The sequence below is a fragment of the Actinoplanes sp. CA-142083 genome (assembly GCF_050942195.1).
In the GTDB taxonomy this organism is placed as follows: domain Bacteria; phylum Actinomycetota; class Actinomycetes; order Mycobacteriales; family Micromonosporaceae; genus Actinoplanes.
Genome location: NZ_CP192076.1, coordinates 3,076,997 through 3,097,545, shown reverse-complemented (window position 1 = coordinate 3,097,545; position 20,549 = coordinate 3,076,997). Strand labels below are relative to the sequence as shown.

The following is a 20,549-nucleotide window of genomic DNA, read 5'->3' as shown; positions in this document are numbered from 1 at the left end:
GCAGGGCGGGCCTGCGGCATCGTCCGGGTGCGTCAGCTGACGGTGAGCGCGGTGTCGTCGATGACGAACGACGTCTTCAGCGAGGAGTCCTCGGCGCCGGTGAACTTGATGGTCACGGTCTGCCCGGCGAAGGCGGCCAGATTGTACGAGCGCAGGGTGTATGCGCTGGCGTTGAGGTTGGAGAACACCTGCAGCGTGGTGGTGCCGGCCTGCACGGTCAGTTTGTCGTACTGGCTGGTCGTGGTGGTCTCGGCCGTGCTGATCTTCAGGTAGAACGACAGCGTGTAGGCGCTGCAACCGGCGGGAAGGGTCACCGACTGGGACAGGGTGTCGGTGTGGGTCGAGCCGTAGCCGTCGAGCCACGCGTCGCGGGTGCCGGTTCGCGGCGACCCGTCGCCGGTGTTCGCGCCGATGACTCCGCTCGAAGCGGTCCAGGGCGTCGTTGCGGTTTCGAAGCCGGGATTGCCGAGCTTCTGGCCGGCGCCGGTGCATCCGCCGGTCCCGTTGAGCGTCAACGTGTACGAAGCACTGTGGACCGCGGAGCCCGTACCCGTCACCGTGATCGTGTAGGAACCGGGTGCCGCGGCCGTGGTGGTCGCTACGGTCATGGTCGACGAACCACCGGAGGTGACCGACGCCGGGCTGAAGCTCACCGAGACACCGGCGGGAGCACCGGAGCTCGTCAGCGTGACGGTCTGCGCGCTGCCGGAGGTGGTGGCGGTGCTCACGGTGGCGGTGGTCGAGGAGCCCGGGTTCACCGCGCCCGTGCCCGGGCTCAGCGACACCGAGAAGTCGTTGGCCGGCGCGCTGCCCGTGGTGAGAGTCCAGAGGGCGTATTCCTCGGCGTTGGCCCATCGGCCCAGGGACGTGGTGTTGATGTTCGACGGGTACGAGTCGCAGGCCTTGTGGTAGCAGGAGTCGTACGCCTGCCCGGCGGTGCCGCCCCACTTGGCCACCTGGGCGCTGGTCTTCGTGAAGCTGGCCCCGGTGGAGTTGATCGACGACGGGATGCCGGCGTTGCGGAACGAGCCGTCGTCGCTGCAGCACTCGGTCGACGTCTCGGTGGGCACGTTGATCGAGGTGAAGTACGCACGCAGCTTCACGGCGATCGCGTCGGTGCCGGTGACGAAGTAGCCGCCGTTCGTGGAGGCGACCATGTCGAAGGTGCCGTACGCCTTGATCGCGGTCTTCTGGGCCGTGGTCAGCGAGTTGACGTAGAACTTGGAGCCGATCAGTCCCTGCTCCTCGCCGGCCCACCAGCCGAACCGGAGGTGGTTGGTCATGGTCGGGTGGTTCGCGGCCAGCTGCAGCGCGGCTTCGAGGAGCGTGGCCGTACCGGAGCCGTCGTCGTTGATGCCCGGCCCGGCCGAGACGCCATCGGAGTGCGCGCCGAACATGTAGGTGTTGCTGGTGTCGCCGCCCGGCCAGTCGGCGATGATGTTCTTCGCGGAGCCGCTGCAGGTGGTGCAGGTCTGCACGGTGACGGTGAAGCCGGCCGCCTGCAGTTTCTGCTGCAGATACGTCGTCGTCGCGGTGTGACCCGCGGTGCCGGTGGCCCGGTTGCCGCCGTTGTTGGTGGCGAAGGTCTGCAGCTGCTGCAGGTGGGCGTTGACGCTGTTGACGTCGACAGTGGGCGGAGCGGCCAGCAGGGAGGTGGGCGAGGCCGCCGCCGGCTGGGCGCTGAGTGTCAGCGTCAGCGCCGTCGCGGCGAAAACAGCTAGGGCAGGTCCTGCCGTCACCGTTCTGAGTCTCATGGGGGGCTCCTAGGGTCGAGGCCGCTTTCACGGCTGGCCGTAGGAGAACAGGAACGTGCCACCAGGCACAAGATATCGAAATGCTTATATCCCTCAGCCGTCAGCGCGAGGGAAGCTCACGGTGCGCGAGATCCAGCGAAGCCTCCGCCTCCGGGCTCCGCTGTGCGCAGGGCAGGCGCAGCACGAACCGGCTGCCGTGGGGCACGACGTCCTCGTACCAGACCTGGCCGTCGTTCGCCTCGGCGAGCAGCCTGGACAGGTACAACCCGAAACCGGCGCCGGTTCTCGCTCCCCCGGGCTGCTCGGCCTGGGTGAAGCGGTCGAACAGGTGCTCGACGAAGTCCGGCGGCACCCCGTTGCCTTCGTCGGTGACGGCGAACAGGACATCGCTGCCCGTGTCGTTGAGGGCCGCCGACACGTGGATGTCGCCGGGGCTGTACTTGACCGCGTTCGTGACGAAATTGGTCAGCACCTCGTGGGTGTGCACCGGGTCGGCCCACACGGCCGTGCCGGGTGGACCGTAGCTGACGCTGACCCGTACGCGGGCCTGCTTGGTCAAATTGTCGGTGACCCTGATCATTGCCTGTTCGATCGGCAGCACGACCGGCTGGGTGTGGATTTCGCCCGGCTCGGCGCGACAGAGCACGAGCAGGTGCGCGGCCATGTCGAGCAACTGGTTGACCCGATTGCCCAGCGCTTGAACGGCGGCGCGGCGTTCGTCGTCGGTGATGGCGGCCCACTCCTGAGTCAACTCCTCGGAATAGGCCGAGATCACGGCGAGCGGCTGGTTGATCTCATGGGTGAGAGTGGCGATGACGTCGCTCTTCCAGCTGCCCGCGGCCTCCAGATCCCGATTGGCCGTGGCCAGATGCTCGGCCCGGCAACTCAGTTCGCGGTGCGCCCGGTCGAGGTCTTCATGGGCTCTCGAAAGCCGGCGGTAGAGATTCGCGGTTTCGGCCAGCAAAGCCAGCAGCACCACCCCGGACGAGATCAACAGAGTCACCCGCGCCGCATAGAAGCCGAGCGTGTAGCGGTACGGCGCGGCCAGATACAGGATGGCGGTGGCCAGCGAGGAACTGATCGCCACGACGACCCACCGCTCCACCGCCGGCCGGCGGCGCAGATCCCGGCTCACCACCAGCAGGCTCGCCGCCGTGGTCAGCAGCGCCGCCCATACCATCCATCGACCGGCCGGGGTCTGCGTGCCGCTCTGATAGAGCCGGGGCAGCCGGTCCGCGGCGCCCACGACGAGGCTGGTCACCACGACGACCAGCGCGAGCACGGCACCGGCCGCGACCGCAGCCGCGGCCCGCCGCCGGGTCCGGGCCGGCCCGCCCAACCGGGCCGGTAACGCCGCGACGACCCCCTGCTGCGCGGCCACCACGACCGGAAAACCCCAGAACAACGCCAGGGAGAGCCACGGCGAGCACACCTCGGCCCAGACCGAGCCGGCGCCCGAGCGCTGCATACCGGTGAAGACCACGGCGTACGGCACCATCATCAACGTGGAATAGAGGTAGGCCGACGACAGGCCCAGCGTCGCCAGCCGGCCACCGGCCAGGAACTGCTGCACCAGCAGATGCGCGGTCAGCAGATCGGCCGCCGCCATGAGGACGAAGAACGCGATCATCAGGTTCGGGTGAACGGCCAGGCGGTGGTCGGCGATCGGCACGACGACCAGGGCGACGGCGATCACCGTGGCCGCGTACACCCACAAACCTCGGTGTACCGGGACCTCCTCCGGCCGTCCCGCAACCCTCCCCGGGCCCACGGCCATCGCCTCCCACGCATCACAGATACCCAGGTCAAAGGCTACCTGGGTTCGCCGCAGGACTTGACCGATTCCCCGGCCGGGCCGCACGGGCCCCCACCGCCGCCGTGTGGCAACGACAATGGGCCTGACGGGCGACCGGAAGGGTCTGATGAAAAAGCTGCACGGGGGAATAGCGGCGCTCGCCGCGGCGGCGGCGATCGTGGTGGCGAGTCTGGCGGATCTGAACGGCGATGTGCGGTACGCCCTCGGCTGCCTCGAGACGGCCGGGCGGGGCGGCGTCAGCGTCTGGGACATCTTCGTGTCCCGGCCGCTCGCCTACAAACTGCTGATGGCGGCGCTCGACAAGGGCCGGCTCCTGCTCGTCGGGGATTCGTCGGGGAACACGACGAGCCTGGTGCTCCGGATCGAGGCGTACCTCCTGGTCGTCGCCGTCGCCGCGGTGTTGTTCCTGGGTGTCCGTCGGGTCGCCGGGCGGCCGGCGGCGGCCGGGATCGCGGGCGCCACCGGCCTGGCGCTGATCGCCGCGCCGCCCTGGCACTTCCTCCAGCCGGACTGGGCCGCCGCGCTCGCCGCCGCGCTGGCGGTCGGCGCCGCCTGCGCGCCCCGGCGGCCGTGGGTCGGCGCGCTGCTGGCCGGGCCGGCCGCGATGCTGGTCGTGGCGGTCAAGTTCTCCACGTTCCCGATCGCGCTGATCGCCCTGGTCGTCATCTTCGTGCTCGACCGGCGCCGGGCCGCGTGGACGGCGCTGTCCACGGTGGTCTGTGTCGCGCTCTGGTACCTGCTGACCAAGCACTTCCAGCCCTGGGAGTGGACCTGGGCGAGCGACCTGGCGAACCTCGTGCACAGCAAACCGCAGGGCATCCACATCACCGACCTGCGGAAGCTGCGCTTCGCGATCGGCGACGCGGCGGTGCTCAGCCCGATCCTGGTGGTGGCGCCGGCCGCGGCGGCGGCGCTGATCAGCCGCGAGACCGGCCGTCGGCGCTGGGTGGGCGCGGCGGCCGCGGTGGTCGCGGGCGCGCTGTCGCTGGCCCCCGCGTACGGGCAGGCCGAGTTCTTCAACTACCACTTCGCGTCCACCGTCGTGCTCGCCGTGGCGGTGTGCGGGGCTGCCTTCATGCTCTGCCCCGGGTTCCGGCTGCCGCTGGCCGCGGCCACGGTGCTCGTCACCGGCGTCAGCCTCGTGCTGCTGCACCAGAGCGCCTCCTGGCGACTGGCGCACGCCGGGCCGGTCGTCTGGGCGTACGAGATCACCGCTGTTGCCTTTGCCTTTATCGCCTGGTTCCTCGCCGGCCGGATGAGGCTGCCTCTGCCGTGGTCGGCCGGTGTGGTCGCGCTCTGCTTCGCGCTGCTGCCGGCCGTGCTGCCGGGTTACCCGTACGCGTTCAGCAGCTACGACTACAACGTCCGTATCGGCCGCTCGACCGACGGGGGCCTGGCCGGCCTCGGCCAGCGGCTCGGCCCGGACACTCAGGTGCTGTATCTGACGTTCGGCAGCTACAACCACGCCATGGGCAACCCGACGACGTGCCGGTACCCGTCGCCGCTGTGGTTGCAGCGGGGGGCCATCATCCCGCGGTTGCGCGCCCGCCCCAGCTACGCCGACAACCTGCGCTGCCTGACCGCGGACAGCAACGCCCAATACCTGATCGTGCACAACGGCTGGTTCAACCTCGCGAAGTCGGCGCCGGACGTGCAGGCGCTGATCAATCAGCGGTTCGACTGCTCGCCGGCGGCCCGGATCCCGTCCCCGCCCCAGGTCACCGTCTGCCCGGCCCGGCGGTAGGGGTCAAGCCGTTCACCATCAGGGCCAGGCCCTGCTCGAAGAGGCGGTCCAGGTCCAGGTCGTACCCGCCGGGGCCGAAGGCGGCGAACAGCCGGGCGTACGCCGGGTAGGTGCCGGAGGCGGTGATCGCGTCCAACGCCGGGCCCTGCCGGCGCAGCCACTCGTCGTCGGACAGGCCGGTGGTGGCCTGGGCCTGCGCCTCCCGCTCGATGTTCACGGCGAGGCCCTGAACGTAGCTGTACAGCAGGACCTCGACGTTGAACGCGGCCACCGGCTCGAGGCCGGCGCCGGCCAGCGCGGCCAGGATGCGCTCACCGTGCGCCAGCAGCCGGGGCAGCGGCAGCGGCCGGCTGAGCGGGCTCAGGTGCGCCAGCCACGGATGCCGCCGGTGCAGCGTCCACAGTGTCCGCACCGCGTCGGCCACTTCCTCGCGCCATTCGCGGGCCGGGCGCGTCGCGGGCGGCACCTCGACACCGAAGGCGGCGTCGGCCATCAGGAGGACCAGATCGTCCTTGCTCGCCACGTACCGGTAGAGCGACATCGTCGAGGCGCCGAGGCGGGCCGCGAGCGCGCGCATCGACAGCGCGTCCAGCCCTTCGGCGTCGGCGAGCTCGATCGCGACCCGCACGATCCGGTCCTGGCTCAGGTCGCGCTCGGCGGCGACCGCCGGGACCCCCGGATCCGGCGCGGCGACGATCGTGCCGACCCGCGGCGAGGCGTGGACCAAACCCTCCTGGCGCAGCGTCGCCAGCACCTTGGTCGCGGTAGCCGGCGCGACGCCCCACCGGATGGCGATCTGGCGAGTGGACGGCACCCGGTCGCCGGGGCGCAGCTCGCCCGAGGCGATGCGGCGGCGGATGTCGGCGACGATGCGCCGGTACGGCGGCTCGGCCATCGGTTCTCCTGTCCTAGTACAGAAGATGGCTGCCCTAGCACTGAAATGCTGGCCAGACCCTGTTCGAGTCTGAGTGTACGACGTACGTTCAGTGGCGTACAGCGTCATCCTGAGGAGGCATCATGCGGAACGTCCTGATCTCCGGTGCGAGCGTTGCGGGCCCGGCCCTGGCCTACTGGCTGCGCCGCCGGGGCTTCACCGCCACCATCGTGGAGCGCGCGCCGGCGATGCGCGCCGGCGGCCAGGCCATCGACGTACGCGGCACGGCGCTCGACGTCGTCGACCGGATGGGACTGCTGTCCGACCTCCGGGCGATGCGCACCCGGATGCGCGGGATGTCCATGCTGGACGGGGACGGCAACGAGCTCTCCCGCTCGACCGAGTACGCGGCCAGCAGCGGCCGGCTCGACAGTGACGACGTCGAGGTGCTGCGCGAGGACCTCACAGAGTTGCTCTATCGGCACACCGCCGACGACGTCGAGTACCTCTTCGGTGACTCGATCATCGCGCTCGACCAGGACGACAGCGGCGTGCGAGTGACGTTCGAGCGGGGCGCGCCGCGGACCTTCGACCTCGTTGTCGGCGCCGACGGGCTGCACTCGAATGTGCGCCGGCGAGCATTCGGTCCCGAGGAGGACTACCTGCACCACCTGGGCACCTACTTGTCGGTGTTCACCATGGAGAACTTCCTGGGGCTGGACGAGTGGCAGCTCTGGTTCAACCAGGGTGACTTGGGCGGCGCCGTCTACACGGCCCGGAACAACACCGAGCTGCGGGTCAATCTCGGCTTCATGTCCGAGCCGATCGCGTACGACTACCGCGACGCCGACGCGCAGCGGCGGCTGATCGCCGAGCGGTTCGCCGTCATGGGCTGGGAGGTGCCCCACATGCTCGAGGGCATGTGGAAGGCGCCGGACTTCTACTTCGACGCGATGGCCCAGGTCAAGATCGACTCCTGGGCGCGCGGCCGGGTGACGCTGGTCGGCGACGCCGGCTACTGCGCCTCCCCGCTCAGCGGCCAGGGCACCAGCCTGGCCCTGGTCGGCGGCTACGTGCTGGCTGCCGAGCTGGCCGCGGCCGGCGGGGACCACGTCGCCGGCTACGCCGCTTACGAGCGGCGGATGCGCCCCTTCGTGGCACTCAACCAGGCGCTGGCCACCGAGAACCCGGGCCGGGGTCCCTCGGAGGAGTCGGGCGAGCGCGCGAAGCGAGCCATCGACCTCACCGATTGACCTGGGTCTGGTCGAAGCCGGCCATCGTCGAGTAGCCCTTGACGATGGCCTCGAGCTCGGCGCGGCTCGCTACCTCGTCGATGCTCGTGAACCCGTCGGGCGCCCGCTCGGCGACCAGGTCGATCACCCCCTCGGGGCCGCCGCGCCGGTTGGCGCGGACAATGGCGGCCGTCGCGGGCAGCCGCTCGGCCTCGTAGGCGCGCAGGGCGGCCGCGACGTCGCCGGTCCGGGCCAGCAGCGGAGCGAGGCACCGAGCGTCGAGGATGGCCTGGCTCGCCCCGTTGGACCCCACCGGATACATCGGGTGGGCGGCGTCGCCGAGCAGCGTCAGCCGGCCGAAGGACCAGCGCGGCACCGGATCGCGGTCGCACATCGGGAACTCGTGGCACCGGCCGGCCGCGCGCACCACCGCGGACACGTCGACCTCCGGCAGGTGGAACTCGCGTTCGACGTACGGGATGACGTCCTCGACGCGGCCCGGACGGTTCCAGTCCTCGCGCCGGGGCGGCGGCTGCGAGCCATCGCCGAGCTTGACGCAGACGACCCAGTTCAGCAGCGCCGTCTCGGGACCGTTGCGGTGCGAGATCGGGTAGAGCACCAGCTTGGCGCGTTGCAGGCCGCCGGCGATGATCATCGAGCGGCCGGTGAGGAAGCGCGGGTACTCGACCGCGCCCCGCCACATCAGCACGCCGTTCCAGGACGGCGGGCCCTGGTCGGGGTACAGCATCCCGCGCACGGTGGAGTGGATGCCGTCGGCCGCCACCAGCACGTCGCCGCGCGCCTCGATCGTCGCATCGTCCGAGTCGCGCCGGGCCAGGGTGGCCGTGACGCCGTACGTGTCCTGCTCGAAGCCCACCAGGCGGTGGCCCGCGTGAATGTGGTCCGGGCCGATTCGGTCGCGCGCCGCCGCGTACAGGATGCCGTGCAGTTGTCCCCGGTGGATGGAGAACTGCGGGAAGTCGTAACCGGCCTCGATGCCGCGCGGCTCGCGCCAGATCTCCTGGCCGAGCTGGTTGGTGTAGATCAGCTCGTGGGTGCGCACGCCGACGGCGTCGAGATCGTCGAGCAGGCCCAGCTCGGCGAGCGCCCTGGTGGCGTGCGGCAGCATGTTGATGCCGCCGCCGAGCTCGCCGACCTCCCGCGACTGCTCGAACACCTCGGTCTCGATGCCGGCCGCGTGCAGGCTCAACGCCGTCGCGAGCCCGCCGATGCCGCCGCCGATGATCAACGCTCGCATGGTCACGGCAGCAAGTTGTCGAGGTCGACCGGGGCCACGAGCAGGCCGTCCGTGACCATCAGCTTGTTCAGCTTGTCGACCGACGCGCGGTCGATCTCGGGCCGGTACTGCGGCAGCGTCATCTTGCCCGCGACATCCTCCTTGATGGACGTGTATGTGGTGACGATCTGGCGCACCGCGTCCGGGTTGGCCTGGGCGTAGGCGAGCGATTCCCGCATCGCCGCGGTGAACCGGCTGACCAGGTCCGGGTTGGTCTGGATGACCTGCTGCGACGTGAAGTACGTCGAGACGCACAGGTTCGGGTCGACGTCGGCCAGCGCGCCGATCGTGCGCCAGCCCTTGGCCTGGGCGGCGGCGAGGAACGGCTCGACCACGAAGATGGCCTGCACCCGGTCGCCGTCGAGCGCGGCGGCCATGTCCGGGAAGCCGATCTCGGCAAACTTGACCTTGGTGGGGTCGCCGCCGTCCTTGCGGATGATCTCCTTCACCGCGGTGTCGGTGATGTTCAACAGGGTGTTCGCGGCGATCGTGCGGCCGACGAGATCCTTGGGCGAGCGGATGGCCGGATCCTTGACCACGATCATGCCGAAGTCCTTCTCCGGGTCGCCGGTCGCGTTGTTGCCGTTGGCGACCATCCTGATCGGCACGTTCCTCGACTCGGCCAGCATCAGCGAGACCACGTTGCTCAGGCCGAACTGGTACTGACCGCTGATCACGGCCGGCACGATGGCGGCGCCGCCCTGGGCCTGTTCCATGGTGAGCTCGATGTTCCGCTTCGCGAAGAAGCCCCGGGCGTCGCCCAGGTAGATCGGCGCCACGTCGACGATCGGGATGACCCCGACCTTGATCTTGTCGGTCGAGCTCCCCGCCGCGGAGCCGTCGTTGCCGCAGCCGGCCACGGCAGTTGCCAGGGCCGTGACAGTGAGCAGAGCGATGAACGGTCTTCTCAACATGGGCGCACGCTAGAACGCGCCCGCTTCATTTCCGCTTCACGCTGCTCCGTCCCGGGTGCAACTGGGGCGTGACGTGACCCGGCGGCGCTGCGGCTGCGGCTCGACGTGACCGATCAGGCGTCGGTCGACGCCGCGGTCGCGGCCGCCGGGCCCCTCGACGTCCTGATCAGCAATGCGGGTGACACCCTGCGAGCCCCGGTCGAGACCGTGCCGCTGCCGGAAGTCCAGCGCATCTTCGAGCTCAACACGTTCGGCGCGTTGCGGGTCGCGCAAGCCGTGCTGCCGGGCATGCGCGCGCGGGGCGCCGGTCGCATCGTGTTCATCTCCAGCATCCAGGGACGCCTGGTGATCCCGCTCATCGGCACGTACGCGGCAAGCAAGTGGGCCCTGGAGGCGTTTGCCGAGACGCTCGCCATCGAGGCGCGCCACTTCGGTGTCTCGGTGCAGGTGTTCCAGCCGGGCGCGGTCGCCACCGGCGGGGCCGACCGGGCGAAGGTGTACGTCGACCCAGCTTGCCGCCCGGAAGGCGGCCGTCGAGGACGAGCCCTTCGTCCCCGCCGCCCTGGACTGGTGAGCGTATTCTTCGGCCCGTGAAGCTGCGGTTCACGACGCGCCGGTCCGACTCGCCGTGGGTCGACACTGTGTGGACGTGTACGAGCGAGCAGGTCACCGAGATGACGTCGGTCGCCGGGGTGCGCTGGGGGCTGGTGTTCTGGGAGCGGGCCGGCCGGGCGTACACGACCATCACCGGCCCCGAAACGCGGACCAGCACGGCACCGGTGCCCGAGGGCGCGACCTTCACCGGCATCGAGTTCGGCGTCGGCACCTCGTTGCGGGCCGTGCCCACGCCGGCATTGGTCGACGGTGGCATCGAGCTGCCCGACACCACCCGCCGGACGTTCCGGCTGGACGGCGCGCGCTGGGAGACGCCCGGCCCCGACGACGCCGAGGCTCTGGTCGAAAGGCTCGTCCGAGGCGGGATCGTGGTCCGCGACCCGCTTGTCGCCGACGTGCTGCGGGGTCAACGCCCGGCCGTCTCGGGCCGCACGGTCGAGCGCCGGTTCCGCACCGCGACCGGGCTGACGCGGGGCGCGGTCCGGCAGATCGAGCGAGCCCGTACGGCGGCTGCGCTGCTCGCGGCCGGCAGCACGGCCGCCGACGTCGTCGCCAAACTCGACTACTTCGACGAGCCGCACCTGGCCCGGGCGCTGCGCTCGTACGTCGGACGCACCGCCGGGCAGCTGCGCGAGGGGGCCGGCGGCGCGATCGCCCTCGATCTGGATCAGCGCTTGACGGCGTAGACCAGCTTCAGGATCCCGTTCGAGTAGCTTGCCGACTCCCGCAGCTCGAGCATGTACTTGTCGCGGTCGGCCCGGCCGAACACGCTCTTCCCGGCGCCGAGCAGCACCGGGAAGACAAGCAGGTTGTACTGGTCGATCAGGCCCGCATCCGACAGCCGGCGGGCCAGCTCCGCGCTCCCGTGAATGAAGATCGCGCCGCCGTCGCCCTCCTTGAGCGCGGCGACATCGTCGGTCGAGCGCAGGATGGTCGTCGGCCCCCACCCGCCGACGAGGGCGTCGTCGGGCAGCGTGGCCGACACGACGTACTTGGGCAGCTCCTTGTAGCCGGCGTGGTCCTCGGAGGTGGGCCAGAACGGCGCGAAGGCCTCGTAGCTGCGGCGGCCGAACATCAGCGCCGTCGTCTCGGCGAGCTCTTCGCCCTTCAGCGACCACGCTTCCGGGACGAACTCGAGGTCCTTGACCACCCAGCCGCCGCTGCGATGCCCCTCCGCCGGGCCGCCGGGCGAGTCGACGACGCCGTCAAGCGACATGAAACCGGTGTAGACCAGGTCACGCATGGTGCTGTCTCCTCACGCTCGGCGGAGTTGCCGGGTGCAATGTAGATCGCGCCCGCGGCGAGCGTCTTGGACGGAAACGACAACGGGTCGTCAAGGGACCACCAGGCCGGTGCGGTAGGCGACGATGACGAGCTGGACGCGGTCTCGCGCGGCGAGTTTGGTCATCAGCCGGCCGACGTAGCTCTTCACCGTCGCGGTGGTGATGTGCATCCGGTCGGCGATCTCGGCGTTGGACGCGCCCCGGCCGATCAGCGTGAGGACTTCGCGTTCCCGCTCGGTCACGCCGTCGAGAGCGGGGGCGGCCACGGCCGGTTCGGGGCGTTTGACGATCAGCTCGATAAGCCGGCGGGTCACGCTCGGCGCGATGAGCGCGTCCCCCGCGGCGACCGCCCGGATCGCGGCGACGATGTCTTCCAGGGCCATGTCCTTGACCAGGAAACCCGAGGCACCCGCGCTCAGCGCGCCGTAGACGTACTCGTCGTCGTCGAAAGTGGTCAGTGCGACGACGCGGGGCGGCTCGGGCTCGGCGGTGATCCGGCGGGTCGCCTCGATGCCGTCCATGCCGGGCATGCGGATGTCCATCACCACGACGTCCGGTCGCAGTTCCCGGGTCAGCCGGATCGCCTCGTCGCCGGTTCCCGCCTCGCCGGCCACCTCGACGCCGTCGGCGTCGGTCAGGACCATCTGCAGGGCGGTGCGCACGAGGGCGTGATCATCGGCGAGGAGCACGCGTATGGTCATGCCGCCGCCACCCGCATCTCGACCGGCAGACGCGCCGCCACCTGAAACCCGCCCGCCGGGCGTGGGCCCGCGGTCATCGTGCCGTGCAGCAGCGCGACCCTTTCCCGCAGGCCGGCCAGGCCGTAGCCGGGCGGCCCGGACCCGCCGCCGCGGCCGTCGTCGGTCACCTCGATGGCCAGCTCGGCGGGGTGGAACTCGACCAGAACACGACAGGCCGCGACATCGGCGTGCCGCAACACGTTGGTCAGCGACTCCTGGATGATCCGGTAGGCCGACAGCTCCACGTCGGCCGGAAGCGGGCGACGGTCACCGGCCCAGCACAGGTCGACCTCGATGCCGGCCGCGCCGGTCGTCACGACCAGATCGTCGACGTCGGCCAGGCTCGGCGCGGGATGCAGCGGCGGCGACTCGGCCGGGCCATCGCCGGAGACGCGCAGCCCGCCGACCATCCGGCGCAGGCCGGAAAGTGTGTCCCGGCTCGTGGCCTCGACGGCCCGCATCGCTTCCCGGGCCCGGTCGGGCTGGGTGTCCATGACCCGGGCCGCCGCCCCCGCCTGCAAGGCGATGACGCCGACGCTGTGCGCGACATGATCGTGCAGCTCGCGGGAGATGCGCAGCCGTTCCGCGATCACGGCCTGGGCCGCTGTCTGCTCGCTGAGCCGGCGTGCATAATCCCGGGCCTGACGGATCGAGAAGCCGACCAGACCGGCCACGAGGGCCGGCAACACCGCGTACGCCACCCCGACGGTCCAATGCGTCGGCGCCCCCGAGAGATAGCCGGCGACCGGCAGCGCGGCCAGCACCGGGACGGCTGCGGCAAGCCACGCCCACGGCGGCTGGGTGACGACAACGTAGCCGAGCACCAGATCCGCCGCGAACAGGAACAGCGTCAGCGAGCTTTCCAGAGAGCTGGCAAGACCGCGCTGGCCGACCACCGTCACGATCGCAACGGCCGAGACGACCAGGACACACACCCCGGCCAGCGGCCGGCGACGCGCCAGCGCGCCCGCGGCCAGCGCGCTCACGACCGCGACCGTCACCAGCGCCCAGCCCCACGCCGACGGACCGGGCAGGCCGGTCGGCATGCCCGGTAGCCCGGAGTGGGCGCGCAGGGCGCTGAAAGCCGCGGCGCCCCAGATCAGCTCGACCCAGACGACCCACGGCAGCCCTTGACGACGCGGTTTGCCCTGCATACGGCCGATGGTATCGACGGGACCGCCGGCCGGCATCGGACCACGGTATGACGACCGTGGTCGGTAGTCGATGCCGTCCCCGGGGCGATGACGGGACGGGCCACGGCGCGGGACCGTACCGGCATGATTGAAGTAGACGAGCTGGTCAAGCGTTACGGCGCCACCACCGCGGTGGCGGGCCTGTCGTTCACCGCGCGGCCCGGACAGGTCACCGGCTTCCTGGGCCCGAACGGCGCCGGCAAGACGACCACCCTGCGCGTTCTGCTCGGGCTGGACGCGCCGACGAGCGGACACGCCACGATCGGCGGCGTGCCGTTCCGGCGGCACCGGCGCGGGCTGCGGCACGCCGGGGCGCTGCTCGACGCCCAGCAGGCACATCCCGGGCGCAGCGCCGTGGTCCATCTGGCCGCGCTCGCCCGCAGCAACGGCCTGCCCCGGCGACGGGTGGACGAGGTGCTCGGCGAGGTGGGCCTGTCCGCAGTGGCGGGACGCCGCGTCGGTACGTACTCCCTGGGAATGCGACAGCGGCTCGGCGTGGCCACCGCACTGCTCGGTGACCCACCCGTGCTCATCTTCGATGAGCCGGCCAACGGCATGGATCCCGAAGGGATCCGCTGGATCCGCGGGTTGTTCCGGCGGCTGGCCGCCGAGGGTCGCACGGTGTTCCTCTCCAGTCACCTGATCGGCGAGATGGCGGCGACCGCCGACGAGATCGTCGTGGTCGGGCAGGGCCGGCTGCTCGCCCGCGGTCCGGTGGCCGAGCTGGCCGGGCCGGACGGCTCGCTGGAAGACACGTTCCTCGAGCTCACCTCGGGCAGCGTCGACTACCGGGCCGGGGGTGCGTGATGCGCGACGTGATCGCGGCCGAATGGCTCAAGACCCGCTCGCTGCGCTCCACCTGGTGGGCGCTCGCCCTCACCGCTGCGGTGGTGATCGGCTCGGCGGCGGTGGCGGCGCACGCCGACTACGTGAACTTTCCGTCCTACAGCCTCGAGGAACAGCGCACGCACGGGTTCGCGCTGGGCGACGCGTTCCCGCTCGCCGGATATCTCGTGCTGGTCGTCGTGGCGGCCAGCGCCGGCGCCTCGGCGATGATCAGCGAGTACAGCAGCGGCCTGCTCCGGGTCACCGCCGTCGCCGTCCCGGCCCGCTCGGAGCTGCTGGCGGCCAAAGCGGTCGTCGCCGCCGCCGTCTGGACCGTCGCCGGCGCGCTCACCTCATTGACCGCCTTCGCCGTCTCGCAGCTCATCCTGGCCGGGCGGGACGCGAACGCCTCGCTCACCGGCCCGGGCACCGCCACGGCACTGCTGGCCGCGACGCTGATCGGACCGGTGTGCGCCCTCGTCGGCCTCGCTCTCGCGGTGCTCCTGCGGCACGCCGGCACGGTCTACGTGACCGGCATCCTGCTCCTGGTGCTGGCGCCCCAGCTGCTGAGCACCCGGCAGAACGTCACCCGCGAACTCCATCACACGATGCTCATCCCGGCCTGGCAACGCCTGACCGAGGCGTACGGGCCGCCCCGGTTCCTCGGGTCGCTCTACACCTCCGCGGTGGAAGCCTGGCTCGCGTACGCGATCTGGTCCTTGATCTTCATCGCCGCAGCCCTGGTGGTGCATCGCCGTCGCGATCTGTGATGGATCCCGTGGTCGCGCGAGCGCGCGGGCTGCTGCGACCTCGGACGACAGGGTCGCGGGCCCGTAGGTGGTCATCCGGTCGGCAAGGTAACCGTCACGGTAAGGCCGCCGTCGTCGTTCGGCGTCGCGGCGACCGTGCCGCCGTGGGCGCGGACTATCGAACGGACGATCGCCAGCCCCAGACCCGTCGAGCGGGAGCCGGCCGGCCGGTTCCGCGCCAACCGCTGGAACGGCTCGAACAAGCGGTCGACCTCGTCGGCCGGGATCCGGTCACCGCCGTTGCGCACCGTCAGTGTCGCGCCGCCCGCGCCGTTTCCGGTGGATACCTCCACCCAGCCGGCCCGCTGGTTGTGCCGTACCGCGTTGTCGATGAGGTTGCTGGCGAGCCGGTCCAGCAGCGCCGGATCGCCGGTCACCGCCGCCGGGCGCAGATCCGTGGTGGTCTTCAACTCGGCGCGCTCGGCCTCGTCGTCCGCATCGCTGAGCGCCGCCGCGGCGGAAACCGACAGATCGTGCGGCTCGGCCGCCAGCACGCCGCTGTCGCTGCGGGCCAGGGCGAGCAGGCCGTCCAGCATGCGTTCGGCGCGGCCGGTCGCGGTCAGCACGCGGCGGGCCATCGCCTCCCACTGCTCGGGCGTGCTGGAACGCTTCGCCAGCTGCACCTCGGCGCCGGTGCGGGCGATCGCCAGCGGGGTTCGCAGTTCATGCGCCGCGTCCGCCACGAACCGCCGTTGACTGGTGAAGGACGCCTCCAGCCGGGACACCATCTCGTCGAACGTGTCCGCCAGCTCCTTCAGCTCGCCCGGCGGGCCGGTCAGCGCGACCCGCTCGTGCAGCCGGTCGTGCGAGATGCGGCGGGTGGCGGCGGTCAGTGTGCGCAGCGGCCGCAGCATCCGCCCGGTCACGATCCACGACGCGCCGACGCCGAGCAACGCGGTGACCGCGAGCGCCGCCGCCGACGTACCGATCGTGGTCACCATGGTCTGGCGGCGCAGCGCGGCGATCTCGGCCTGGCGGGCGTGATACACGGCGAGCGTTTCGCGGGCCCGGTCGGCGGCCTCCGGCGGCGCGCCTTCCAGCTTCTGCACCTGGAGCCCGTTCGGCGCGCTGAGGTCGGTGTAGAGCCGGTGGTAGAGCAGGGCGTAGTTGAGCGCGAGCAACCCCGTGCAGATGGCCACGAGCACCGCCGCGTACATCAGGGTCAAGCGCAACCGGATCGACGGCGGCCTCACAACCGGTACCCCGCTCCCACCAGCGTCTCGATCAGCGCCGGCTCGCCGAGCTTGCGGCGCAGCCGCGCGAGGGTGACCCGGACGGTCGCCGTGAACGGGTCGGCGTGTTCGTCCCACGCCCCCTCCAGCAGGTCCTCGGCGCTGACCACGGCGCCGTCCGCCGTCATCAGGATCTCCAGCACGGCCAGCTCCTTGGTGGTCAACGCGATGACGCGGCCGTCCCGCGTCACCACCCGGCGGGCGGTGTCGAAGCTCAGCCCGGCCCGCCGCAGCACCCGCGGCGCGTTGGTGGCGCGCCGGGCCAGGGCCCGGATCCGCAGCACCAGCTCGTCGAAGACGAACGGCTTGGGCAGGTAGTCGTCGGCGCCGAGGAGCAACCCGGCCACCCGGTCCGACGCCTCGCCGGCCGCGGTGAGCATCAGGATCCGGACGCCGGAGCCCCCCGCCGCGAGCGCCGTGCACACCTGATCGCCGTGCACCAGCGGCAGATCGCGGTCGAGGACGACCACGTCGTACCGGTTGGCGCCGGCCTTGTGCAGCCCGTCGAGGCCGTCGGCCGCCAGGTCGACCGCCATGCCCTGGTCGCGCAGGCCGTCCGCGACCTGCTCGGCCAGCAACGGCTCGTCCTCGATCAGCAACACCCGCACTCGGCACCCCCACCCGCAGTCTCGTCGCCGGGGCATTACACCCGCGTTACAGCCGCTGTAACGGCACTGTTGCCCGCGCGCTGCTCCACTGATCGGCGGACGAATCAGGGGATCGGAGGAGCCAGCTGTGAAGAAATACGCGATCGCGGCCGCCGTGTTGCCGCTCGTGCTGGTCTGGGCGGCCGCGTGCGGCGAGCCCGCCAGACACAAGAATGTGGCCTCGGCCGGCAGCGGTGCAACGCCGAGCCCGACCGCCACGCTCAGTTTCCTGGACCAGGGCCTCCGATACGCGCGGTGCATGCGCGAGAACGGCCTGCCCGACTATCCCGATCCGGAGGTCACCGGCGACAACGTACGGATCGTCGGGGTCGACAAGACCAAAGTCGACACCACTGTGCTGGCCGGGGCACAGCAGGCCTGCCGCGCGCTGCGGCCGGTGCTCACCGGGCCGGACGGGGCGCAGAAGGCGGCGGCCGCCCGGTACGAGTCGCAGTGCATGCGGGAGCACGGCCTGGCGGACTACCCCGACCCGGACCCGGACGGGCACGCCGAAGTGCCCGACGCGGTCCGGCAGAATCCCCTTTTCGACGCGGCCAGAGCGGCCTGCCGCGACCTGACCCGCTCGTTCACGCCGAGCCCCGCGGCGACAAACTGATGACCGGCCGGGGTCGGCGCCGGTTCCGGACGGCCGCGGTGGCCGCGGCGGCGGTCCTCACGGGCGGCGCCGCCGCGGCGGCGGCAGCCGGGTTCGGCGGCGGCGGGCGCGACGAGCCGCCCGCGTCCGATCTGCCGCCGGCTACGGCTCAGGTGACCCGCCAGACCATGCACGACACCTTCGACGAAGCCGGCCAGCTCGGCTGGAGCGGCCACACCACCCTGGCCGGCCGGATTCCCGGCGTGATCACCCAGCTCCCGCAGCCCGGCGACGCCATCGGGCGGGGCGCGACCATCTACCGGGTCGACGACCGGCCGGCGGTGCTGATGTACGGGCTGGTCGCCGCCTACCGCACGGTGGGGCCGGGCACGACCGGGCGCGACGTCCGCCAGCTCGAGGCGAACCTCACGGCGCTGGGCTTCGGCGGATTCACCGCGGACGACCGGTACACGGCGGCGACCGCCGCGGCGGTTCGCCGCTGGCAGCGGAAGCTCGGCCTGCCCCGCACCGGCACGGTCGAGCTGGGCCGGGTGGTGTTCGCCCCCGGGCCGATCCGGGTCGACGCCGTCACGGCCGGCGTCAACCAGTCGACCGGCGGCGGCGCCGAGGTCCTGCGCTACACCGGCGCCGGCCGGGTGGTCACCGTCGACCTGGAGGTGTCTCAGCAGCGACTGGCTCGCCCCCGGGCCGGCGTCCAGGTCACCATGCCGGACGGCAAGCACGTCGCCGGACGGGTCGAGCGCGTGCACACCGTCGTCGAGCAACCGACCGGCCAGAACACTCAGCCGGTCACCCGCATCGAGGCCACCGTGTCCCTGGGCGACCCGGCCGCGGCCGCCGACCTGGAATCCGCCGTCGTGACCGTCTCCTTCGTCGCCGGCGAGCGCGCGAACGTCCTGACCGTGCCGATCGCCGCGCTGGTCGCGCTGGCCGAGGGCGGCTACGGCGTCGAAGTCGTCGACGGCCACGCCACCCGACACCTGCGGGTGGCCACGGGGCTCTTCGCCGGCGGGCGGGTCGAGGTCAGCGGCGAAGGGCTGCGAGAGGGGCTGACCGTGGGGATGCCGCGATGATCGAGCTGGCCGGCGTGACCAAGGTCTACCCGGGCGGCGTACGCGCGCTCGACGGCGTCACGCTCAGCATCGGCGCCGGCGAGCTCGTCGCCGTCACCGGGCCGTCCGGCTCCGGCAAATCCACCATGCTGCACATGCTCGGCACCCTGGACCGGCCCACCTCGGGCCGAGTCGCGGTCGACGGGCACGACGTGTCCCGGCTCTCCGACCGGCAGTTGTCGGCCCTGCGCGCTTTCCGCATCGGCTTCGTCTTCCAGCAGTTCCACCTCGCGGCCGGCGCCTCGGCCCGGGACAACGTCGCGGACGGCCTGCTCTACGCGGGAGTGCCGATCCGGGAACGCCGCCGCCGGGCCGAGGCCGCGCTGCATCGGGTCGGGCTCGGGCACCGGCTCCGCCATCAGCCGCACGAGTTGTCCGGCGGGGAACGGCAGCGGGTCGCGATCGCCCGGGCGGTGATCGCCGAGCCGGCGCTGCTGCTGGCCGACGAGCCGACCGGCAACCTGGACACCGCTTCCGGCGCCGGAGTCATGGCCGTGCTGCGGGAGCTGCACGCCACCCGTACGACCGTGGTTGTCATCACCCACGACCGTGACCTCGCCGCCCAGCTGGACCGGCAGGTGCGGATGCGGGACGGGCGCATCGAGAGCGAGGCCGTCGCGTGCTGAACCCGGCCCGGCTCGCTCCCGCCGACGTGGTCCGGGTCGGCGCGGCCGGCCTGCGCACGCGGCCCACCCGGGCGCTGCTGTCCGCGCTCGGGATCGCCATCGGCATCGCCGCCATGGTCGCGGTCGTGGGGATCTCGTCGTCCTCCCGCGAGCAACTCCACCGGCAGCTGGCCGAGCTCGGCACCAACCTGCTCACCGTCGCGCCGGGACAGACCGTCGACGGCCGGCCCGCCGCCCTGCCCGCACCGGCCGAGGCGATGATCGGCCGGATCGGCCCGGTCAGCGCGGTCTCCGCGACCGGGGCCGTCAGCGGCGCCCGGGTCTACCGCACCGACCGGATCCCGCGGGTGGAGACGAACGGCCTGTCCGTGCTCGCCGCGCGGCTCACCCTGCCCGCCACGGTCGGCGCCGGCATCCGCCGCGGCGCCTGGCTCAACGGGTTGACCGCCCGTTATCCGGCTGCGGTGCTCGGCGCCGACGCGGCCGATCGGCTCGGTGTCGGCCGGCCGAGCGCGCAGACGATGATCCTGGTCGGCGGCGTGCGGTTCACCGTGATCGGGGTGCTCGGCCGCGCCCCGCTCGCCCCCGAGCTGGACGCGTCCGTGCTCATCGGCTGGGACGCGGCCACCCGCCTGTTCCCGTTCGACGGCCGGGCCACCACCGTCTACGCCCGATCCGACGACAGCCAGGTCGAGGCCGTGCACGCGGTGCTCGCCCGCACCGCCGACCCGGCCGATCCGGGCGCGGTCACCGTCTCGAAGCCGTCCGATGCGCTGGCCGCCCAGCAGGCCGCCGACAGCACCCTGAACGCGCTGCTGCTCGGCCTCGGCGCGGTCGCCCTGCTGGTCGGCGGCGTCGGCGTCGCGAACACCATGGTGATCTCGGTACTCGAACGCCGGGCGGAGATCGGGCTACGACGGTCGCTCGGCGCCACCCGCGGGCAGATCCGGGTGCAGTTCCTCGCCGAATCGCTGCTGCTCTCCACGATCGGCGGCGCCGGAGGCGTGCTCCTCGGCATCGCGATCACCGCGGGATACGCCGCGTATCAGGCCTGGCCGGCCGTCGTGCCCGCGTGGGCGACCAGCGGCGCGATCGGCGCCACCGTGGTCATCGGCGGGCTGGCCGGCCTGTACCCGGCGATCCGGGCGGCCCGGCTCTCCCCCACCGAGGCGCTGGCCGCGCCGTGACCCGATGCCGAGTACGACGGGCGCGGCGGCCGG

19 protein-coding genes and 1 pseudogene are annotated in these 20,549 nt (G+C 71.9%); 10 read left to right on the top strand and 10 right to left on the bottom strand.

The features are described from left to right. Positions 1-32: 32 nt before the first annotated feature. Both ACQPZX_RS14175 and ACQPZX_RS14170 read right to left on the bottom strand, forming a co-directional pair. Positions 33-1,754, bottom strand: coding sequence for a M20/M25/M40 family metallo-hydrolase (locus ACQPZX_RS14175; protein ID WP_433379827.1), 1,722 nt, complete (start codon positions 1,752-1,754; stop codon positions 33-35). Between the two features lie 100 nt (positions 1,755-1,854). Continuing rightward, a complete protein-coding gene (locus ACQPZX_RS14170; RefSeq protein ID WP_433379824.1) occupies positions 1,855-3,465 on the bottom strand; it encodes a sensor histidine kinase in 1,611 nt (536 codons plus the stop codon). A gap of 211 nt (positions 3,466-3,676) precedes the next feature. Between ACQPZX_RS14170 and ACQPZX_RS14165 the strand changes: the two genes are divergently transcribed. Then, positions 3,677-5,314, top strand: coding sequence for a hypothetical protein (locus tag ACQPZX_RS14165; protein ID WP_433379821.1), 1,638 nt, complete (start codon positions 3,677-3,679; stop codon positions 5,312-5,314). On the opposite strand, the gene ACQPZX_RS14160 is transcribed toward ACQPZX_RS14165, so the two are convergent. Beyond that, a complete protein-coding gene (locus ACQPZX_RS14160; protein WP_433379818.1) occupies positions 5,289-6,209 on the bottom strand; it encodes a GntR family transcriptional regulator in 921 nt (306 codons plus the stop codon). The two genes, ACQPZX_RS14165 and ACQPZX_RS14160, sit on opposite strands and share 26 nt — an antisense overlap. 122 nt (positions 6,210-6,331) lie before the next feature. Here ACQPZX_RS14160 and ACQPZX_RS14155 point away from each other — a divergent pair, with 122 nt between their 5' ends. Next, entirely contained in the window at positions 6,332-7,441 is a 1,110-nt protein-coding gene (locus tag ACQPZX_RS14155) for an FAD-dependent monooxygenase (RefSeq protein WP_433379815.1), read from the top strand. Here the strand turns inward: ACQPZX_RS14155 and ACQPZX_RS14150 are convergent. Then, positions 7,431-8,678 (bottom strand): flavin-dependent oxidoreductase, encoded by a 1,248-nt coding sequence (locus tag ACQPZX_RS14150; RefSeq protein ID WP_433385230.1) that lies wholly within the window; start codon positions 8,676-8,678, stop codon positions 7,431-7,433. The two genes, ACQPZX_RS14155 and ACQPZX_RS14150, sit on opposite strands and share 11 nt — an antisense overlap. Before the next feature lie 2 nt (positions 8,679-8,680). Beyond that, positions 8,681-9,631 carry an ABC transporter substrate-binding protein gene (locus tag ACQPZX_RS14145; RefSeq protein WP_433379812.1) on the bottom strand — a complete coding sequence of 317 codons (951 nt, stop codon included), beginning with the start codon at positions 9,629-9,631 and terminating at the stop codon, positions 8,681-8,683. Between the two features lie 105 nt (positions 9,632-9,736). Here ACQPZX_RS14145 and ACQPZX_RS14140 point away from each other — a divergent pair, with 105 nt between their 5' ends. Together ACQPZX_RS14140 and ACQPZX_RS14135 are read left to right on the top strand one after the other, a co-directional pair. Beyond that, the gene (locus ACQPZX_RS14140; RefSeq protein ID WP_433379809.1) at positions 9,737-10,225 is read left to right on the top strand and encodes an SDR family NAD(P)-dependent oxidoreductase; all 489 of its coding nucleotides are present in this window, start codon (positions 9,737-9,739) and stop codon (positions 10,223-10,225) included. After that, a complete protein-coding gene (locus ACQPZX_RS14135) occupies positions 10,222-10,932 on the top strand; it encodes a helix-turn-helix domain-containing protein (RefSeq protein ID WP_433379807.1) in 711 nt (236 codons plus the stop codon). The genes ACQPZX_RS14140 and ACQPZX_RS14135 overlap by 4 nt, the downstream gene beginning before the upstream one ends. Here ACQPZX_RS14135 and ACQPZX_RS14130 read toward each other — a convergent pair. From ACQPZX_RS14130 to ACQPZX_RS14120, 3 genes are all read right to left on the bottom strand, one after another. Continuing rightward, a complete protein-coding gene (locus ACQPZX_RS14130; protein ID WP_433379804.1) occupies positions 10,914-11,489 on the bottom strand; it encodes a dihydrofolate reductase family protein in 576 nt (191 codons plus the stop codon). The genes ACQPZX_RS14135 and ACQPZX_RS14130 overlap by 19 nt on opposite strands. 90 nt (positions 11,490-11,579) lie before the next feature. Further along, on the bottom strand, positions 11,580-12,230 hold the full coding sequence (locus tag ACQPZX_RS14125) for a response regulator (RefSeq protein WP_433379801.1): 651 nt from the start codon (positions 12,228-12,230) through the stop codon (positions 11,580-11,582). After that, positions 12,227-13,423, bottom strand: coding sequence for a sensor histidine kinase (locus tag ACQPZX_RS14120; RefSeq protein ID WP_433379798.1), 1,197 nt, complete (start codon positions 13,421-13,423; stop codon positions 12,227-12,229). Before ACQPZX_RS14120 ends, ACQPZX_RS14125 begins: the two co-directional genes overlap by 4 nt. Positions 13,424-13,546: 123 nt before the next feature. Here ACQPZX_RS14120 and ACQPZX_RS14115 point away from each other — a divergent pair. Beyond that, positions 13,547-14,191 (top strand): annotated as a pseudogene (locus ACQPZX_RS14115) (ABC transporter ATP-binding protein); the annotation flags it as partial. Between the two features lie 77 nt (positions 14,192-14,268). Beyond that, positions 14,269-15,057 carry an ABC transporter permease subunit gene (locus ACQPZX_RS14110; protein WP_433379795.1) on the top strand — a complete coding sequence of 263 codons (789 nt, stop codon included), beginning with the start codon at positions 14,269-14,271 and terminating at the stop codon, positions 15,055-15,057. Positions 15,058-15,128: 71 nt separating this feature from the next. Here the strand turns inward: ACQPZX_RS14110 and ACQPZX_RS14105 are convergent, their stop codons facing one another. Both ACQPZX_RS14105 and ACQPZX_RS14100 read right to left on the bottom strand, forming a co-directional pair. Further along, complete coding sequence (locus tag ACQPZX_RS14105; RefSeq protein ID WP_433379792.1) at positions 15,129-16,289, bottom strand: sensor histidine kinase; 1,161 nt, start codon at positions 16,287-16,289, stop codon at positions 15,129-15,131. Further along, entirely contained in the window at positions 16,286-16,936 is a 651-nt protein-coding gene (locus tag ACQPZX_RS14100; protein WP_433379789.1) for a response regulator transcription factor, read from the bottom strand. Before ACQPZX_RS14100 ends, ACQPZX_RS14105 begins: the two co-directional genes overlap by 4 nt. Positions 16,937-17,063: 127 nt before the next feature. Between ACQPZX_RS14100 and ACQPZX_RS14095 the strand changes: the two genes are divergently transcribed. Genes ACQPZX_RS14095 through ACQPZX_RS14080 form a run of 4 tightly spaced genes read left to right on the top strand, consistent with a single transcriptional unit; the run spans position 17,064 to position 20,516 of the window. Further along, positions 17,064-17,591 (top strand): hypothetical protein, encoded by a 528-nt coding sequence (locus ACQPZX_RS14095; protein ID WP_433379786.1) that lies wholly within the window; start codon positions 17,064-17,066, stop codon positions 17,589-17,591. After that, a complete protein-coding gene (locus ACQPZX_RS14090) occupies positions 17,591-18,664 on the top strand; it encodes a peptidoglycan-binding protein (RefSeq protein WP_433379783.1) in 1,074 nt (357 codons plus the stop codon). Before ACQPZX_RS14095 ends, ACQPZX_RS14090 begins: the two co-directional genes overlap by 1 nt. Continuing rightward, positions 18,661-19,329 carry an ABC transporter ATP-binding protein gene (locus tag ACQPZX_RS14085; RefSeq protein ID WP_433379780.1) on the top strand — a complete coding sequence of 223 codons (669 nt, stop codon included), beginning with the start codon at positions 18,661-18,663 and terminating at the stop codon, positions 19,327-19,329. The genes ACQPZX_RS14090 and ACQPZX_RS14085 overlap by 4 nt, the downstream gene beginning before the upstream one ends. Beyond that, positions 19,323-20,516, top strand: a complete 1,194-nt coding sequence (locus ACQPZX_RS14080; RefSeq protein WP_433379777.1) for an ABC transporter permease — start codon at positions 19,323-19,325, stop codon at positions 20,514-20,516. The genes ACQPZX_RS14085 and ACQPZX_RS14080 overlap by 7 nt, the downstream gene beginning before the upstream one ends. The last annotated feature ends 33 nt before the right edge of the window (positions 20,517-20,549 follow it).

Bases quoted from the DNA above. Each gene is read 5' to 3' on its own strand.
- ACQPZX_RS14175 (WP_433379827.1), bottom strand. From the start codon at position 1,754: ATGAGACTCAGAACGGTGACGGCAGGACCTGCCCTAGCTGTTTTCGCC.
- ACQPZX_RS14165 (WP_433379821.1), top strand. From the start codon at position 3,677: ATGAAAAAGCTGCACGGGGGAATAGCGGCGCTCGCCGCGGCGGCGGCG.
- ACQPZX_RS14160 (WP_433379818.1), bottom strand. From the start codon at position 6,209: ATGGCCGAGCCGCCGTACCGGCGCATCGTCGCCGACATCCGCCGCCGC.
- ACQPZX_RS14155 (WP_433379815.1), top strand. From the start codon at position 6,332: ATGCGGAACGTCCTGATCTCCGGTGCGAGCGTTGCGGGCCCGGCCCTG.
- ACQPZX_RS14150 (WP_433385230.1), bottom strand. From the start codon at position 8,678: ATGCGAGCGTTGATCATCGGCGGCGGCATCGGCGGGCTCGCGACGGCG.
- ACQPZX_RS14145 (WP_433379812.1), bottom strand. From the start codon at position 9,631: ATGTTGAGAAGACCGTTCATCGCTCTGCTCACTGTCACGGCCCTGGCA.
- ACQPZX_RS14130 (WP_433379804.1), bottom strand. From the start codon at position 11,489: ATGCGTGACCTGGTCTACACCGGTTTCATGTCGCTTGACGGCGTCGTC.
- ACQPZX_RS14125 (WP_433379801.1), bottom strand. From the start codon at position 12,230: ATGACCATACGCGTGCTCCTCGCCGATGATCACGCCCTCGTGCGCACC.
- ACQPZX_RS14120 (WP_433379798.1), bottom strand. From the start codon at position 13,423: ATGCAGGGCAAACCGCGTCGTCAAGGGCTGCCGTGGGTCGTCTGGGTC.
- ACQPZX_RS14110 (WP_433379795.1), top strand. From the start codon at position 14,269: ATGCGCGACGTGATCGCGGCCGAATGGCTCAAGACCCGCTCGCTGCGC.
- ACQPZX_RS14090 (WP_433379783.1), top strand. From the start codon at position 17,591: ATGACCGGCCGGGGTCGGCGCCGGTTCCGGACGGCCGCGGTGGCCGCG.
- ACQPZX_RS14085 (WP_433379780.1), top strand. From the start codon at position 18,661: ATGATCGAGCTGGCCGGCGTGACCAAGGTCTACCCGGGCGGCGTACGC.